We start from the raw sequence: 16,891 nt of genomic DNA on the forward strand, positions 1-16,891 counted from the left end.
GCGTTGATGGTGTTGTCGCGTGTACATTCATGTTGCTCGCCGGAGATCGTCAGATCCCAGATCGTGAGATCCACGGCGGGTTGACAACTGCACAGGGGGTGACTGGCTTCGACTTTGACCTTGCAAGCCAGGTGAAGCGGGCCGAGGACTGCGGACATAACCTCGTTAATCCTGTGACCGCAAACAACAAGTGCCAATTCCAAGAGCACTGTGGCTGCCAGGGACTCCCTGGCGCTCGCTGCCTAAGTAGCGAAACCACTGTCAGCCCGGGAGTGCCTTCGGCCCGGTGTCTGGCATCATCAGAAGGCTCCACCGTTCGACCCGGCCACGGGGAAGATCGGGAAACCTAACAGTGGCTGAGCCCGTCGGCGACTCGCCTGCGTGATCGCCGGGGCTGAGAAAAACACAGCAGGCTGCGCCCGGAGAAGCCCTGACCTGGGGTTGAAGGACGCGGGTTCGATTCCCGCCACCTCCACCATTTCATACCGCCTCTTACCTGCGGAAACATCGCAGGGAAGGGGCGGTTTCGTGTCTGTGGGGGCACCGGCGGCGCTGACGGCGGCCGCGAGGACGGCCCTGCATCGGAGCCTGCTTGTCCCCTGTCTCTCGAGTCGGCGAGGCGGAAACAGGTCTCCAGGTTCTCGCCGGGGTCTTGTGGGTTCTTGGGCGGCCCCGGTGGTGGAGAACGGGCCGGTCGCGGAGGGTGGCCCGGGGCCGTGGCGCTACGCGGCGAGAGGAGTCGCGCTCTCACCGTGACCAAAAGACTGCTTTGTATGTGCTTAGGTTGGTTCTTGACAATTCGTGGGCCGGAGTGAGGTTGAAGGGTGTCAAGGTACGACTGGCGTCATTCGGTGTTCGCGCCGCTCGTGGGCCTCGTGGTGTCCGGGGTGCTGATGGTGTCCGGCGCGGTGAAGGGGCTGCTGGAGTTCGTCGGGGCGACCACGGCTCCGGTGGCGGCCGAGCTGATCGTCACGCTCATCATCGCGGTGTTCCTGACCACCATCCTCAGGATCGTCAGGGCCGTACCGGACATCAGGCGGGAGAGCGCCGCGACCGCGCGGGCCGTGGCGAGCGTCCAGGCGGTCAAGGCGAATGAGGACACGCTGGTGGCGCGGCGGCTCAAGCTGTTCAGGGAGGCGGCCGACGCCGGGGGCGACTGCGAGGCGGTGCTGAGCGCCCGCTCCGCGCTGGACGAGGGCGAGATGGCCAACAAGCACCATCTCGACCACGCGCTCATCTGGGCACTGCCGGTCTTCGGGTTCATCGGCACCGCGCTGACGATGGCCGCGATGGTGGGCTCGTTCTCCAACGCGCTCGACAGCCAGGGCGACACCGGCGTGCTGATCGCCGCGCTCAAGCAGCACGTGCTGCCCGAGCTGGCCTCGGCGTTCGGCGTGACCATGATCGCGCTGTTCCTGAGCGTGCTCGCGTTCGGCGCCATGAGCCTGGTCGAGCGGGCCGAGCGGGCCGGGGTGGCGGCGGCCGACGAGGTGTTCCTGGTCTACCTCGCGCGGCTGCCCACCCGGCAGGCCGGCCCGCTCGCCCAGACAGGCCCCGACCTGAAGGGGCTCACGCACGAGCTGGCCATGTCCAGAGGCCGGACGGAGGAACTGGTCAAGGGGCTCGACGCGCTGCGTACCGCGGTCGAGCGGCTCAGCGCCGTGGAGAGCCGTCCGCAGCGGTACACGCTGGTGAGGGAGCAGTGAGGAAGCGGGCCGTCAGGTCGTTCGCGCCGCCGCTCGACCTGCGCTTCATCGACCTGTTCATGGCCATCGTGCTCGCGCTGTCGTTCGTCGCGATCATGCTGACGGTCGTGACCCGGATGCTGCCGACGGACGCCGCCACGCCGCCCCCGCGCGAGCAGAAGAGCGTGGCCCAGCTCGAACGGCAGCTCGACGCCGCCGTACGGGCCCAGCGGGCGGCGGAGGCGGAGCTGCGCGCGACCCAGGAGCAGATCGCCGAGCAGACCGCCTTCGCCCTGCCCTGGTGGCTGATCGGCTTCTGCGCGCTGCTCGGCATGCTGGCCGTGTTCATGAACTGGCGGGTACGGCTGTGGAACAAGGGCAGCCTGCCCCGGTGGTGGACGTGGCTGCTGGTGACGCTGGTCGTGGTCGTGGTGACGGTCGTGATCCGCTCGCTGAGCGACGGCCAGGGCTACCTGCTGCTCGCCGAGATCCCCTGGTGGGCGGCGGACGTGCTCTGCCTGGGGCTGCTGCTGGTCGCGTACGTGCTGATCTCCGACATCCGCGACCGGCACCTCACGCTGGGCGAGATCAGGGGCCGGTTCGCGGTGGACCGGTAGGGCGGGAGGCTGTTCAGCCGAACGTCACTCCAGTCACACCTTTACCGGATAGCGTCGCGATCATCCCCTTACGGATGGAGATGTGATGTTGCGTCGAGCCCTGGGCGTGCTGGTCGCCGCCGGAGCCCTGCTGCTGACGGCCCTGCCCGCCGCCGCCACGGCCGTCGAGCCCCTTCCCCGTGCCCACGCGCACAACGACTACGAGCACGAGCGCCCGCTCCTCGACGCGCTCGACCACGGCTTCACCAGCGTCGAGGCCGACATCTACCTGGTGGACGGCGAACTGCGCGTCGGGCACGACCCCGAGGACCTGCGCCCCGGACGTACGCTCCAGTCCCTCTACCTCGACCCGCTGGCCCGGCGCGTCCGCCACGGCAGCGTCTACCCCGGCAGCCGCCAGCAGCTCCAGCTCCTGGTGGACATCAAGAACAACGGCGCCGCGACCTACACCGAGCTGGACAAGGTGCTGCGGACCTACGACAAGATGCTCACCACCTACCACAAGGGCAAGGTCAAGCCCGGTGCGGTGACCGTCGTGATCAGCGGTGACCGGCCGCGCGAGCTGATGGCGGCCCAGGAGCGGCGCCGCGCCTTCTACGACGGCCGCCTGTCCGACCTCGGCCAGGGCAACCCGGGCCTGATCCCGCTGATCAGCGACAACTGGACCAACCACTTCACCTGGACCGGCGTGGGCGAGATGCCGGCCGCAGAGCGGGACAAGCTTCGCCAGATCGTGGCCACCGCGCACCGCGACGGCCAGCGCGTACGGTTCTGGGCCACCCCCGACGCGGCCGGCCCGGCGAGGGACGCGCTCTGGCGCGAGCTGATCGCGGCCGACGTCGACCACGTCAACACCGACGACCTGGCGGGGCTGGAGCAGTTCCTGCGCGCCAACGACCGGACGGACCGGGCACCGGCCTAATCTGATCGCATCTGCGGCTTTTCCCGGGTATGGTCCGGAACCAGACTGGCCGCGGGACTTCGGTGCGACTTCCGGAAACCGCCTTTGAAGCGATGCTTCGCAGCTCGTGCCCTCATTCCCCGGCCAGTCCGCGACCCCGGGGGAGCCGATGGAGACCTTTGCCGACCTGATCGAGTGCGAGGACGTCCTGCTCTTCGCGAACGCGGCGATCACCTCGACCGGCCAGCGCGAGTTCCACAGCGCGGCCGGCGAGCAGCGGCTCTCCCTCGGCTTCCTGCACGACTACGTGCACGGCAACTACCCCGACCTGTACGCGGCGACGCTGGCGCTCGACATCAACGAGCACAACGCCGCCCTGATCATCGCCAACCTGCTCGGCAGGAAGGGCGGCGCCGGCGACGCGCGGCTGATCGCCTGGCGGCTGGGGCGCATGAGCCCGCCCCGGGTCTACCGGCTCTTCGAACGGCTGCGCCGCGAGGGCGTCAACAACCGGCGCACCCGGGCGCTCGTCCGCGACTGGCTGGCCGCCCGGCCCGACCCGGCCCTCGACGCGGTCAAGTACCGTACGGCGATGAAGTCGGCCGTCCGGCACGCGCACCTGCGCCTGCCGGGCGAGCTGGGTGACTTCCTGTTCGCGCCGTTCCGCCGGGCCCGCTACGACACGCCCCTTCTGGAGGCGTGGCGGCGGGCACACTACGACAAGGCCGCCCTGTACGAGCTGCCGTACACGGTCGCCGAGGGCTTCGCCGCCCGCCACGGCATCGGCCGGGCGATCTTCCTGGAGCGCATCGCGCCCCGGTTGACCCGGCTGGAACGGCTGCGGCTGGCGGAGTCGGCCGAGCGCGACGGTGTCCGCACCGAGGTGGACCTGGCCGCGATGCCGCTGGTCAGGGTGGCCTCCTACGTGCTCTCGCTGGCTGCGGGCGTGCGGGAGCGGCGGCGGGACGAGCTGGTCGCGGCGCTGCGGGCGGCGGCGGCCAGGACGGCCGGGGCCAGGGCCGGCACCTGGGGGGACGTGGCGGCGGTGCTGGACGACAGCTTCTCCTCGTTCGGCTCCCCGGTGAAGCGCCGCCGGCCGCTGGCCGTCGCGCTGGCCTGCCACTACCTGCTGGAGGCGCTGGCCGGGTCGTACCGCGGCCTGTGGCTCTCGGGGCGCGCCGACCCGCTCCAGGCGCGTCCGACCGGGCCCACGCCGCTCGGGCGGCGGATCCTCGACGGGCTCGAGGGCCGCCCCGGCACGCTCGTCATCGTCTCCGACGGCTGGGACAACGCGCCGCCGGGCCTGGCGGCCGAGGTGCTGCGCGTCTGGCGGCGCAAGCTCGACCCGGCGCGCGAGGTGAGCATCGTGCACCTGAACCCGGTCTACGACGCCGAGCAGTTGGAGGTACGGCGGTTGTCGCCGGTGGTGCCGACGGCCGGCATCCGCGACGCCGAGGATCTGCCTGCCCTGGTGGAGCTGGCCAGGTTCGCCGAGGGGCGCACCGGGTCGGAGGAGCTGCGGGCCTACCTCGCCGACCGGACCGCCGAGCGGACCGCCGACCGGGGGGTGCGGTGATCGACCTCGCCGGGCTGGACACCCGGCCCGCGCAGACCTGGGGCGCGTTGCGGCTGGTGCCGCTCGTGCGCCCCGTGCCCATCAAGGACCTGCGGCTGCACGCCAAGGTGTACGGCGACGAGCTGAGCGTGGTGTCGCTTCCCGACCGTTCGTACTACACCGCGTACGTGCCGCACGCCTTCGTCGCGTCGTGGACCGGCGACGGCACCCCGGCGGCGGCGTACGGCACCCAGCTCGGGCAGCCGCTGCGCCACGTGGGCATCAGGACGCGGCGCAGGATGGTCCGCAGGGCCGACAAGAACCGGCTCAGGTTCCTGCCGCTGCACCTGGCCGTGGAGGGTTTCCTCGCGCTGCACTTCGGCGGGCCCGAGATCGCGTGGGAGGAGTGGTCGCGTCGGGCGGTGGCACACGGCCTGTCGCCCCGGGCCGAGGCCGCCTACACCGGCGCGGAGGTGCGCGGGCTGGACGACGCGCTCAAGGTGTTCGAGATCTACCCGGGCCAGTGCGGGCTGTTGCTGTACGCCGGTGACACGCTGGCCGGCGCCTTCGTGGTGCCGCATCCGGAGGACTACCGGGCGCTGCACCCCACGCTCGTCCGCGACCTGTACGGCGAGCTGGTCCACGACTACGCCCTCTTCTACCCCGCGAGGGACTTCCCCGCGGTGATCGACGAGGGGGCGGTCTCGTCGCCGGCCGACCTGCGGTACGAGGCCGAGCGGGCGGAGCGCGACTGGGCCGGCTTCCACGACTCGGTCATGGCGGCCGGGCTGCTGCGTGCTCCCGCGCGGGTGGAGGAGGTGTACCGGATGGGCCGGTTCACGCTGAGCCGGTTCCTGCCCTCGTTCGAGCGGAAGGCCGAGAACCACATCGGCGAGACGATCATCGACGCGGAGGGGCGGCTGGCGTACCTGAAGACGTTCAGGCTGTCGGAGGCGCAGGTCCGGCGCGGCCACCTGCTGAGCGAGCTGGCCGCGCACTCCTGGAACCTGGCCGACACCGCGGCCGCCCTCCAGATCAGCGAGCCGATGCTGGGGACGCGGCTGGCGCGGGCGGGGTTCGGGCACCTGCTGCGGCAGGACGTGCTCGACGGCTACCGCAGGGCGCTCAATGAGCGCACCCGGCGTACTCGTCGAGGCGGCGCAGCATCGCCACCAGCATGAGCGGGAACATCACCACGTGTGAGACCAGCATCAGCGTGCCGCTGTCGATGACCCCGAGCCACAACAGCGGAAACAGCGGCACGGCCGGCGCGAACATGACGGCGCACATCTCCAGCGTCGGCGCCCAGCGGTGCCCGCGGACGCGCATCCACACCGCCATGCCGACGGACATGTCGAGGGCCATCGAGAGGTACCACAGCTCCGGCTGCGCGGTGTGGGAGACGCCGAGGCCGACGGCCGACCGGAGCAGGCCGAGGGCGAACATGCCGACGAACATCGCGATGATCATCTCGACGTAGTGGAGGGCGAACCTGCCCCAGCGGCGACCGGGTTTCGTCGTTGTCGTAGTCATGCTCCGACTGTGTCCGGCGGGGGTGCGCGGGGCCAAGGAACGGGGGCGAGCAGGTCCGGAAACCTGGGTTGTCGGTCCATCGAGCCCGCACCTACAGTCGGTGCCATGGACCGACGACGGGTCGTGGTGGTGGCGTACGAAGCGGCGGAGCTGCTCGACATCGCCTGTGTCACCTCGACGCTGGAGAGCGCCAACTGGCACGGCGCGCTGCCGTACTACGAATACCGCGTGGCCACCCCCGGCGGCCGGCCCGTCACCACCGGCACCGCGATCGACCTCAACGCCCAGCTCGCCCTCGAACGGATCACCGGGCCGCTCGACACGCTCGTGGTCTCGGGCGGGATCGGCAACGAGGACGCCGCCGCCGACCCGGTGATCGTGAGCCACGTCCGGCGGCTGGCCAGGGAGAGCCGCCGGGTGGCGTCCGTCTGCACGGGAGCGTACGTGCTGGCCGCGGCGGGGCTGCTCGACGGCCGGCGCGTCACCACGCACTGGCACCAGGCGCAGACCCTGGCCGCGCGCTTCCCCGGCATCGTCGTCGACCCCGACCCGATCTTCATCAGGGACGGGAACATCGCCACCTCCGCGGGCGTCACCGCCGCCCTCGACCTCACCCTCGCCTTCGTCGAGGAGGACAACGGCGCCGAGCTGGCCCGTACGGTGTCCCGGCACCTGGTCACCTACCTGCAGCGGCCCGGCAACCAGGCGCAGATGAGCATGTTCGTCGACGCGCCCTCGCCGGCCAACAGCCTGGTCAGGCGGACCGTCCAGCACATCGGGGCCAACCTGCGCGACGACCTGAGCGCGTCCGCGCTGGCCGCCGAGGCGGGCGTCAGCGAGCGGCACCTGACCCGGCTGTTCCTCAAGCACCTGGGGCAGACGCCCGGCCGCTACGTCCGGCAGGCCCGCACCGAGGCCGCCGCCCACCTGCTGGCCTCCACCTCGTTACCGATGGCCGCGATCGCGGCGCGGTGCGGGCTGGGCACCGCCGAGACGTTGCGGCAGGCGTTCGTCGACAGGTACGGCATCCCGCCCTCGCGCTACCGGCTGACGCAATCGGTGAGTTGACGTGGGTTCTGGCTAGTCTGTCTGCGATGAACGGTGACCGGGTCATAGGCGGCTACGCGCTGCGTCGGGCGCTGGGCCGGGGCGGCATGGGAGAGGTGCACCTCGCCGCCACGCCCACCGGCGGCCTGGCCGCGGTCAAGCTCATCCATCCCGAGCTGGCCCGCGATCCGGCGTTCCGGCGGCGGTTCGAGCGCGAGGTGGCGGCGGCCCGGCGGGTGGCCAGGTTCTGCACCGCGCCGGTGCTGGACGCCGGCATCGACGGCGACGTCGCCTACCTGGTCACCGAATACGTCAAGGGGCCCGACCTGGCGCAGGCCGTACGCGAGCAGGGGCCCCTGTCGGGCGGGAACCTGGAGGCCCTGGCGGTGGGCATCGCGACCGCGCTGAGCGCCATCCACGGCGCGGGGGTGATCCACCGAGACCTGAAGCCCTCCAACGTGCTGCTCTCGCCGCTCGGGCCCAAGGTGATCGACTTCGGCATCGCGCAGCTCGTGGAGCACGACAGCCTGGCCAGTCAGGCGATACTCGGGACGCCCGCGTTCATGGCGCCCGAGCAGGTGCGCGGCGAGCCGCTCACGCCCGCCGCCGACGTGTTCGCGTGGGGCGGGGTGATCGCGTTCGCGGGGACGGGGCGGTTGCCGTTCGGCGGCGGGGCGCCCGGTGAGGTGCTGTACCGGATCGCCCACGAGGAGCCCCGGCTGGACGGGCTGGACGAGGGGATCCGGAGCGTGGTCGAGCGGGCGCTGGCCAAGGACGCGCGGCGGCGTCCCACGGCGCAGCAGCTTCTGGGTGAGCTGGTGGGCGGCACCCGTCTGGCCACGGCGACCGAGGTGGTGGAGCGCACGTGGACGGGGACCGTCCCTCCGGAGCCGGCCCCCGCCGCCCAGAGCCTTCCGACCGGCCAGGCCGTTCCTTCACCTGAGCGGCGTTCAGTGAGGCGGCGGTGGTGGCCGTGGGCGGCGGGGACGGGTGCGGCGGTGGTGTCCCTGGCCACCGTCGTGGCCGCGACCATGCCGGAGACAGGGCTCGGGATGGGGACGCAGACCTGGCCGTACGAGGCCGGGTTCGCCGACTCCTGGGCCGTCGGCGCCTCCGACGCCGGCAGCGCCGATCTGTCCGGCTCCGCGTACCGGCTCACCGTCAAGCCCGGGTGGCGTCTGTGGAAGTCGGCCCCGGTACGCGCGCCCGAGAACGGCGTGATCATCAGCGCGAACGCCACCCTGGAGGAGGGCGCCGGGGAGTACGGTGTGTGGTGCCACGGCTCGGCGGGCTCGGGAGAGCGCTACGAGTTCGGGGTGAGCGGCACGGGCCAGGTCTCGATCGTCAAGCGCCGCACGGGCACCGAGGGCAAGGCGCTCTACGGCCCGACGCGGGCGCAGCGGGCGGCCGTCGATCGCATCGTGGCCGAGTGCGGCCGGAGCGGGAACGAGGTGACCCTTCGCATGTGGTTGAACGATCGCCTGGTCACCGAGGTGTCCGACGCCGAGTCGCCGTACGCGCCCGGCGAGGTGGGGGTGCACGCGGCTGCGGGCGCCACCGAGAGCACGGCTGCCGGGTCCACGCGCGTCCGCTTCGAGTCCTTCGCCGTCAGACCGGCGAACGGCACGTGAGGCCCGTGATCGGCACCGGGGGCACCGTCGGCGGCGTCGGCGCGGTGGGGCCGGGTGGCCGTGCGGTGCGGCTGGAGGGCCGGTGAGCACCCGGTTCGGGGTGCTCGGGCCACTGCGGATCGAGGGCGGCCAGGCGCCCGGCCCGGCCAAGCACCGGACGTTACTGGCCGCGCTGCTGCTGTCGGCGGGCGAGCGGGTGCCGGTCGACCGGCTGATGTCCGTGGTCTGGGACGACCGGCCGCCCGCCTCGGCGGAGTCGGTGCTCAGGGTGTACGTCAGCGCGTTGCGCAAGCTCGTCGCCGGCATCCGTACCGTGCCGGGCGGCTACCTCCTCGACGTGGATCCGGACGAGGTCGACTGCCACCGCTTCGGCCGGCTGGCCGCGCAGGCCAGGCGGACACGGGCGGAGGGGTCGGCGGCGCGGGCGGCCGAGGGGTTCAGGGCCGCGCTGGCGCTGTGGCGTGGCCAGGCGCTGGCGGACGTCGAGTCGTCGGTGCTGCGCCGGGCGCACGGGGTGCCGCTGGAGGAACTGCGCCTGACCGTGCTCGAGGAGCGCGTGGAGCTGGACCTGCGCCTGGGCCGGGGCGCGGAGGTCGTGGGCGAGCTGCGGGCGCTGACGGGCGCGCATCCGCTGCGTGAACGTGCCTGGGTACGCCTCATCGAGGCCCTCCACCAGGCCGGGCGCAGGTCGGAGGCGTTGGGTGCGTACCAGGAGGCGCGGCGGACGCTGGTGGAGGAGCTGGGCCTGGAGCCGGGCGCTGAGCTGGCCGCCGCCCACGGGCGGGTGCTGAGCGACGGCCCTGCGCCGGACGCGGGAGACGCCGGTCAGGCCGAGCCGGTCAACGAGCTGCCGCCTGATATTTCCGACTTTTCCGGGCGGCGGCCGGTGCTCGACTGGATCGCGCGGGTGGCTGGTGAGCGCGCTTCCGCTCCCGTCCATCTGGTGCTGCACGGGCCGCCGGGCTGTGGGAAGTCGGCGGTCGCCGTACACGCCGCCACCTCGTTGCGCTTTCCTGACGGCCGCCTCTACGCCGCGCTCGGCGCCCGGCCACCGAGCGCCGTCCTGGAGGACCTGCTGCGCTCGCTCGGCTGCCCGGACGGCGCGGTGCCGTCCGGGCTGGACGAGCGGGTACGCCTCTACCGCAGCACCACGGCCCGCGGCAGGCTGCTCGTGGTGCTGGACGACGCCGCCGACGAGGCCCAGGTACGCCCCCTGCTCCCCACCGGGCCGGGCAGCCTCACCCTGGTGACGAGCCGGTCGCCGCTGGCCGGGCTGGAGGCTGCGCGGGCGTACGAGCTGGGGCTGCTCGACGAGGACGAGGCCGTCGCGCTGCTCGCCGGGGTGGCCGGGCACGAGCGCGTGGGCGCGGAGCCCGAGGCCGCCCTGCGGATCGTCCGGCTCTGCGGTCACCTGCCCCTGGCCCTGCGCATCGCCGGGTCCCGGCTGGCCAGGAGGCCGGGCTGGACGCTCGGCCATCTGGCGGGCCTGCTGGGCGACGAACGGCGGCGGCTCGACGAGCTGAGCGCGGGCGACCTGGCCGTACGGGGCAGCCTCGCGCTCGGCTACCAGGGGCTGCGCGACCTCGAGCGGCGGCTGCTGCGCTCGCTCGGCGCGCTGTCCGCGCCCGACGTCGCGTCGTGGGTGTTCGGGGCGGACCTGGAGCCGCTGGTGGCGGCCGGGCTGCTCCAGCCGCGCGGCCTGGACGAGGCCGGTCAGGAGCGGTACGGCTGGCACGACCTGACCCGTCTCTACGCCGCCGAGCGTCTGGCCGAGGAGGACGGCGGCCCGGCCGGGGTGCTGGCGGCCCGCGCGGGCGAGATCCTCGAACGCACCCGCCAGGCCAGGGCCGCCCTCCTCCCGTCCGAGCCCGGCACCGGCCGCACAGAGGTCCTCCCGTCCGAGCCCGGCATCGGCCGTGCGGCGGTCCTCCCATCCCCGTCCGAGCCCGGCATCGGTCGTGCCGCGGTTCTCCCGTCTCAGGCCGAGCCCGGCACCGGTCGTGCGGAGGGACTCTCGGTCCCGGCCGAGCCCGGCATCGGCCGGATGGACGTCCTCCCTTTCCGGGGTGAGCCGGGTTTCGGGGGCCGGGGGAGCCTGGAGACGGGGTGGCTGCGGCAGGAGGCGCGGTGGCTCAGCGCCGAGCGGCGCTTCCTCGTGGCGGCCGTCGAGGACTTCTCCCGGGCGGGCCTGTACGAGGCCGCATGGCGGCTGGCCTTCTACCTGACCCCGCTGTTCGAACTGGGCGCGCACCGCGACGACTGGCACGCGACCGCGGCCACCGGCCTCGACGCGGCGAGGGCGGCCGGTCACCGCCACGGCGAGGCACTCCTGCTGCGCGGCCTGGCCGACCTGCACCGCGCGGAGGGCCGCATGGAGTCGGCCGCAGCGGCGCTGCGGGCGGCCCAGCCCCTGGTCGAGGGGCTGGAGCTGGCCCGCGTCACGCTCAGGCTCGGCCTGGTGCAGGCGGGCGGGACACGGGCGCAGGCGATGGAGGCCGAGCGGGCGTTCGTCCGGGCGCTGCGGGTCTTCGAGGAGGCGGGCGACCGGCGCGGGCGGGCGGACGCGTTGCGCGCGCTCGGAGCCCTGCGCGGCGACGCGGGCACGGTCGAGGAGGGCCTGGCCGCCTACCGGGAGCTGGGCGACCCGCGCGGCGAGGCGGAGGCGCTGCTGGACCTGGCGCGGCTGCATCGCGCCGCCGACCGGTACGAGCGGGCCCGCGACTGCGTGGAACGCCGGCTGGAGATCAACCGCCGGCTCGGCGACCGGCTGCCGGAGGCGACGGCGCTGCTCGTGCGGGCCGGGATCGAGCTGGACCTCGGCGATCCCGCCGGGGCGGCCGACACCCTCGCGCGTGCCAGGGCAGAGTTCGACCGCCTTGGCGACCGGCAGGGCCGTGCCGAGGCCGAACGGCTCGCGCGGGAGGCCGACAGGCGGCGCGGTCGGCGTACATAGCCAACCAATAGGGGACTATGCGAATACTGAAGGTCGCCTCCGTAGGGTGGGGACACAACCCCCGACAACGAAGGTGACCACATCATGCGAAAGACGTTCGTGCTGGCTGCCGCGGCCGTCGCGCTGGCAGGTTGCGGCCTGATCCCGGGCGGGCAGGGCGGCGGCGGTGAGGAGAGACAGTCGCAGACCGCGGCGGCGGCGCGGCAGTCCACTCCGGAAGACGCTCCGCCGACGGCTGAGGCGACGCCGGCGCAGACCGCCCCAGCGCAGGACGGCGAGGCCATCGCCACCCGCGAGGCCAAGGTGGGCGCGAGCGGCTCGTACGGCACGGCCCGGGTGGAGATCACCGCGCTCAAGCGCCAGGGACGCACCCTCAGCCTCAACTTCACGGTCGCCGCGACCGACGGCACGGTCAACCTGCACAACGGCATGGGCACGGGCACGCTCGACTTCACGGTCTCGGCCGTCTCGCTGATCGACCCGGTCAACGCCAAGCGCTACCGGGTGGCCCGCAACGGCACGGGCGCGGACGCCGCGTGCGTGTGCTCCAAGACGCAGGGCCAGTTCCTGAAGTCCGGGAACGCCTCGACGCTCTACGCGGTGTTCGCCGCCCCGCCCGCGGACGTCACCAAGCTCAACGTCGAGATGCCGATGGTCGGCGTGTTCACCGATGTTCCGATCTCTTAGCGTCGCGCTGGCCGTCGTCCTGTCCCCGACGCCCGTGCCGAGCGCTCCGGCGGACGCGACCGGTGTGGTCGAGGACCTCGTGCTGCCCGTCGAGGACATCGTCGGCGAGGTCGAGTCGATGGACGGCACCGAGAGCGAGAGCAAGCAGGACCGCCAGGTGACGGTGGCGGTGACCAGCGACGTGCTGTTCGCGCTGGACAAGTGGCAGCTCACCGGCGAGGCCGAGGAACGCCTGGCGAAGGTGGCCGAGAAGGTGGAGGCCGAGGGCGCGGGCGGCGTCGTCAAGATCGAGGGGCACACGGACGACCAGGGCACGGACGCCTACAACCGCACCCTCTCCCAGAAACGGGCGCAGGCCGTCGAGGAGGCGATGCGCGGGCTGCTGGCACAGGCCGGGGTGACCCTGCGGGCCCAGGGGTACGGCGAGAGCCGCCCCAAACTCCCGAACATGGTGGACGGCGAGCCCGTGGAGGGCAACCGGGCCAAGAACCGGCGCGTCGAGATCGTCTTCACCGCCAAGCAGTGACGCGCCCGCTCGCCGCCAGGCAGTGACCGCCCTCCCTTCACCGCCAAGGAGTGACGGCCCGAGGCCCCCGGGAGTCGGGGCGCGGGCCGCGGGCGGGTGGTCAGTCGCCCGGGAGGCGGCCCAGGGTCACCGTGTAGGTGGCCTGGTTCCCGTTCGGCTGGATCACTCCGACCTGGACCCGGTCCCCGGGCTTGAGCGCGGTGATGGTCTCGGACAGGGCCGCCATGGTCGGCGTCGACTTGCCGTTGATCGAGATGATCACGTCCCCTGCGCGGATGCCGGAATTCGCGGCGCCGCTGCCCGGCTCCACGCTGGCGACCCCGACGCCCACCGGCTGGCCGTCCGAGCCGATGACCGTGCTGCCGCGGATGCCCAGCGCGGCCCGGTGGGTGTTGGTGACCTTGCCCTTCTCGACGATCTGGCCCGCGATGTCGGTGGCGGTGTTGCTCGGGATCGCGAACCCGATGCCCGGCGCGGCGCCGCCGCCCAGTTGGGGATCGGTGGCGGCGAGCGTCGGGATGCCGATCACCTGGCCGGACAGGTCCACGAGGGCCCCGCCGCTGTTGCCGGGGTTGATCGCGGCCGAGGTCTGGATGGCCCCGGCGATGGTGGCGCCGGGGGAGCCGGGGTTCTGCGGCTCGGTGACCGTGCGGCCGAGCGCCGAGACGATGCCGTTCGTCACGCTGCCGGACAGCCCCAGCGGGTTGCCCATGGCCAGCACGATCTGCCCCACCCGCAGTTTGGACGAGTCGCCGAACCGGGCCGGCCTCAGCCCGTCGGGCTTGTCCACCTTGATCACCGCCAGGTCCCCGGCGGGGAACGACTTGACCAGCTTGGCAGTCCGGGCCGGGCCGCCCGTGGCGGCGGTGACGTTCAGGTTGGTGGCCTCACCGACCACGTGGGCGTTGGTGACGATGTGCCCGTTGCGGTCGAACACGATGCCGGAGCCCAGCCCGGTCTTCGTGTTGATCTGCACGATGGACGGCAGCACCTCGGCGATGACGCTCTCGTACGCGGACTCCAGCGACCCCAGGGAGCCCGTCGGAGACGTGGAGGTGGGCGAGGGGGAGGCGGCGTGCGTGGTCGTGGTGCGTGCCACGGACGGCGTCGCGGTGCCCGTGGAGATGGGAGACGGTCCGCAGCCGGCGAGCAGTGCGGCGATGGCGGCCAGTCCCGCGGCGATCTCCCTCATGGGCAGATCTCTGCCCAGCTCAGCGGGAAAGATACGCTTCCCGGACGTTTCGCCTGCTCAGCTTGCCGGTCGGCGTACGGGGCAACGACTCCCTGTACTCGATCACCCGGGGATGCTTCAGCCTGGCCAGCCGGGGCGCGCAGTGCCGCAGCAGTTCCGCGGTGAGGTGCTCCCCGCCGCGCACCCCGGCCGCCGGCTGCACGAGCGCCACCACCTTGTGCCCCCACTCGGGGTCGGGCACGCCGATCACCGCCACGTCGGCCACGGAGGGGTGTTCCAGCAGCGCCGCCTCGATCTCAGCCGGGTAGATGTTGACGCCCCCGGAGATGATCAGGTCGGTCCTGCGGTCCAGCAGGAACAGGTAGCCGTCCTCGTCGAGATAGCCGAGGTCGCCGGGTGTGTAGTCGGGCCCGCGCATGGCGGAGGCCGTCTTGCCGGGGTCGCGGTGGTACTCGAAGCGGTTGATCCCGCCGATGTGGACCAGGCCGGGCGAGCCCCGCGGCACCTCCTCGCCGTCCTCCCCGACGATCGTGAACGACATGCCCTCCAACGCCCGGCCGACCGTGCCGGGCCTGGCCAGCCACTCCTGCGAGGACACCATGGTCGCCACGGCCGCCTCCGTGGAGCCGTAGTACTCCCACAGCACCGGCCCCAGCCAGTCGATCATCGCCTGCTTGGCGGCCGGCGGGCAGGGGGCCGCTCCGTGGTAGAGGTGGGTGAGGGACGACAGGTCGTACGACTCGCGCCCCGGCACCGCCAGCAGCCGGTGGAACATGGTGGGCACCATGAACGCGTTCGTCACCCGGTGCCGCTCGATCAGCTCCAGCGTGGCGGTGGCCTCGAACCGTTCCTGCGCCACGATCGAGTGCCCGAGCTGCAGCGCCATCATCGCCTGCCCGTACGGCGCCGAGTGGTAGAGCTGCGAGCACACCAGGTGCACCCCGCCCGTCGGCAGCCCGAAGTGCCGCCAGCTCTTGCGCATCAGGATCGGGTACAGCTCCTCCGGCGTCAGGTCCAGCAGCCGCCGGCGCACGCCCTTCGGACGTCCGGTGGTGCCCGAGGTGTAGAGCATCATCGATCCGGCCCGGCGGTGGTCGGGCGGGGTGGCCGGTCGGCCCGTCACCAGCTCGTCCACCGTGAGGGTGTCGGGTGAGATCACCGTCTCCGCGCCGCAGTCGCCGACGATGTAGTCGATCTCCTCCCCGGTGGAGTGCCAGTTGACGGGGACGAGGTAGGCCCCGATCTGGTACGTCGCCAGCATCGTGGTCAGGGCGTCGGCCCCGTTCTTCAGCACGGTCACCACGCGGTCGCCCGGCCGGGTTCCGCGCGCGGTCAGGCCGTTGGAGGCGCGGTTGACGCGGTCGAGCAGCGCGCCGTACGTCGTGCTGCCGTCGCCGAGGAGGGCGGGGCGGTCAGGGTCGTGGGCCGCGATCTCGTAGAAACCCCTCATACGTGGACCTTACAGAACTTCATTCTGCTGCGGGAATAGCGGAATTATCCCGCTCTTTGGTGACGTAGCCTCAAGGTCATGGCGGACGACGGCGACCAGAAACGTACGCAAGACGCACCCACCACTCCGTTCCGCAAGATCGTCCTGCCGCCGGAGGAGTCGCAGGAAAGCTCACGACCACCGGGGCCGTCCGGCCAGGTGACGCCCCCGGGCCACCCCGCCGGCCAGCCTCTGGGTCCTGGCCGGGGCGTGCCGGGGACGAGGGCCGGTGGTGGGCCGGGGCAGCAGATCGCGCAGTCGCTGCAGCGGTCCATGCCGCAGATCCCGCCACCGCCCCCGGCCCGCCGCCTGGGCGACGTCCCGGTCAGGGTCGTCTACCTGGCCGGCGCCGTCGTGGCCACGGTCGTGGCCGTGCTGGCGGTCTTCGTCGTGTTCTCGGGCGACGTGCCCACCCGGCAGGGCTCCTCGGACCAGGTCGTACGCGTCGCGCCCGCGCCCTCGGCCAGCCCCACCCCGCCGGCCGGCCCTACCCCGTCCGAGACCCCGATCGCGCTGCCGCCGGTGCCGGAGAGCAAGGGCTACGCGACGTTGTCCGGCAAGGCGTCCGACGTCACCGGGACGATCACCGACGACAACGTCGGCATCACCTACCCGAGGCTGGACGCGCCGTGGCAGGCCAAGTCGTTCCCGCCGTTCTCGGTCGCGCAGCGGATCGGCGAGGTGGCCGTCCCGCACACCGTGATCGCCTCGGCCATGTTCCCCGGCGAGTCGCCCGCGCGGAAGCCCGACTCGAACGCCGACTACCGCGAGATCGCCGCCCAGGCCGCCCGCTGGAGCCTCAGCACGCAGTTCCCCGAGGGCGCCACCCTCGACGAGTGGACCGCCTCCAAGAAGGTCCCCGTCGGCGAGGGCTGGACGCTCGGCTACAAGGTCACCTACACCTTCGACGGCGAGGAGCGGGAGGCCCAGGCCCTGGTGGCGGTGGTCGAGGTGGGCAAGACCAAGCCGGCGATGCTCGTGGCCTCGATCCCCGAGACGAACAAGGCACGCTGGCGCGACCTCAACACCCTGGCCGCCCGGGTTCGTCCCATCTAGGCGAGGGATATGCCAGAAG

General features: G+C 72.6%; 14 protein-coding genes and 1 other RNA gene. 12 read left to right on the plus strand and 3 right to left on the minus strand.

Going from position 1 to position 16,891, the window contains the following annotated elements:
- The first annotated feature begins 94 nt into the window (after positions 1-94).
- From ssrA to ACZ6S0_RS13245, 6 genes are all read left to right on the plus strand, one after another.
- Positions 95-478, plus strand: a transfer-messenger RNA (tmRNA) gene (ssrA, locus tag ACZ6S0_RS13220).
- A gap of 346 nt (positions 479-824) precedes the next feature.
- Positions 825-1,706, plus strand: a complete 882-nt coding sequence (locus tag ACZ6S0_RS13225; RefSeq protein WP_465916027.1) for a hypothetical protein — start codon at positions 825-827, stop codon at positions 1,704-1,706.
- Positions 1,703-2,302 carry a hypothetical protein gene (locus tag ACZ6S0_RS13230; RefSeq protein ID WP_465916028.1) on the plus strand — a complete coding sequence of 200 codons (600 nt, stop codon included), beginning with the start codon at positions 1,703-1,705 and terminating at the stop codon, positions 2,300-2,302. The genes ACZ6S0_RS13225 and ACZ6S0_RS13230 overlap by 4 nt, the downstream gene beginning before the upstream one ends.
- A gap of 85 nt (positions 2,303-2,387) precedes the next feature.
- Positions 2,388-3,224, plus strand: coding sequence for a phosphatidylinositol-specific phospholipase C/glycerophosphodiester phosphodiesterase family protein (locus ACZ6S0_RS13235; protein ID WP_465916029.1), 837 nt, complete (start codon positions 2,388-2,390; stop codon positions 3,222-3,224).
- Positions 3,225-3,372: 148 nt separating this feature from the next.
- The gene (locus tag ACZ6S0_RS13240; RefSeq protein WP_465916030.1) at positions 3,373-4,779 is read left to right on the plus strand and encodes a hypothetical protein; all 1,407 of its coding nucleotides are present in this window, start codon (positions 3,373-3,375) and stop codon (positions 4,777-4,779) included.
- Positions 4,776-5,939: an ARPP-2 domain-containing protein gene (locus ACZ6S0_RS13245; RefSeq protein WP_465916031.1), complete on the plus strand. Its 1,164-nt coding sequence runs from the start codon at positions 4,776-4,778 to the stop codon at positions 5,937-5,939. Before ACZ6S0_RS13240 ends, ACZ6S0_RS13245 begins: the two co-directional genes overlap by 4 nt.
- Here ACZ6S0_RS13245 and ACZ6S0_RS13250 read toward each other — a convergent pair.
- Positions 5,884-6,291, minus strand: coding sequence for a hypothetical protein (locus tag ACZ6S0_RS13250; protein WP_465916032.1), 408 nt, complete (start codon positions 6,289-6,291; stop codon positions 5,884-5,886). The two genes, ACZ6S0_RS13245 and ACZ6S0_RS13250, sit on opposite strands and share 56 nt — an antisense overlap.
- Positions 6,292-6,396: 105 nt before the next feature.
- Between ACZ6S0_RS13250 and ACZ6S0_RS13255 the strand changes: the two genes are divergently transcribed.
- The 5 genes from ACZ6S0_RS13255 to ACZ6S0_RS13275 all read left to right on the plus strand — a co-directional run bounded on the left by ACZ6S0_RS13255 (position 6,397) and on the right by ACZ6S0_RS13275 (position 13,135).
- Positions 6,397-7,359: a GlxA family transcriptional regulator gene (locus tag ACZ6S0_RS13255; protein WP_465916033.1), complete on the plus strand. Its 963-nt coding sequence runs from the start codon at positions 6,397-6,399 to the stop codon at positions 7,357-7,359.
- A gap of 26 nt (positions 7,360-7,385) precedes the next feature.
- On the plus strand, positions 7,386-8,969 hold the full coding sequence (locus ACZ6S0_RS13260; RefSeq protein WP_465916034.1) for a serine/threonine-protein kinase: 1,584 nt from the start codon (positions 7,386-7,388) through the stop codon (positions 8,967-8,969).
- An 82-nt stretch (positions 8,970-9,051) separates the two neighbouring features.
- Positions 9,052-11,922 carry an AfsR/SARP family transcriptional regulator gene (locus ACZ6S0_RS13265; RefSeq protein WP_465916035.1) on the plus strand — a complete coding sequence of 957 codons (2,871 nt, stop codon included), beginning with the start codon at positions 9,052-9,054 and terminating at the stop codon, positions 11,920-11,922.
- Between the two features lie 84 nt (positions 11,923-12,006).
- Positions 12,007-12,609: a hypothetical protein gene (locus ACZ6S0_RS13270; protein ID WP_465916036.1), complete on the plus strand. Its 603-nt coding sequence runs from the start codon at positions 12,007-12,009 to the stop codon at positions 12,607-12,609.
- On the plus strand, positions 12,593-13,135 hold the full coding sequence (locus ACZ6S0_RS13275; protein ID WP_465916037.1) for an OmpA family protein: 543 nt from the start codon (positions 12,593-12,595) through the stop codon (positions 13,133-13,135). Before ACZ6S0_RS13270 ends, ACZ6S0_RS13275 begins: the two co-directional genes overlap by 17 nt.
- A 100-nt stretch (positions 13,136-13,235) precedes the next feature.
- Here ACZ6S0_RS13275 and ACZ6S0_RS13280 read toward each other — a convergent pair whose 3' ends face one another.
- Together ACZ6S0_RS13280 and ACZ6S0_RS13285 are read right to left on the minus strand one after the other, a co-directional pair.
- A complete protein-coding gene (locus tag ACZ6S0_RS13280; protein WP_465916038.1) occupies positions 13,236-14,327 on the minus strand; it encodes a S1C family serine protease in 1,092 nt (363 codons plus the stop codon).
- A 19-nt stretch (positions 14,328-14,346) separates the two neighbouring features.
- The gene (locus ACZ6S0_RS13285) at positions 14,347-15,777 is read right to left on the minus strand and encodes an AMP-binding protein (RefSeq protein WP_465916039.1); all 1,431 of its coding nucleotides are present in this window, start codon (positions 15,775-15,777) and stop codon (positions 14,347-14,349) included.
- Positions 15,778-15,855: 78 nt separating this feature from the next.
- Here ACZ6S0_RS13285 and ACZ6S0_RS13290 point away from each other — a divergent pair, with 78 nt between their 5' ends.
- Entirely contained in the window at positions 15,856-16,872 is a 1,017-nt protein-coding gene (locus ACZ6S0_RS13290; RefSeq protein ID WP_465916040.1) for a hypothetical protein, read from the plus strand.
- The last annotated feature ends 19 nt before the right edge of the window (positions 16,873-16,891 follow it).

It is taken from the genome of Nonomuraea sp. NPDC051298, assembly GCF_055586305.1.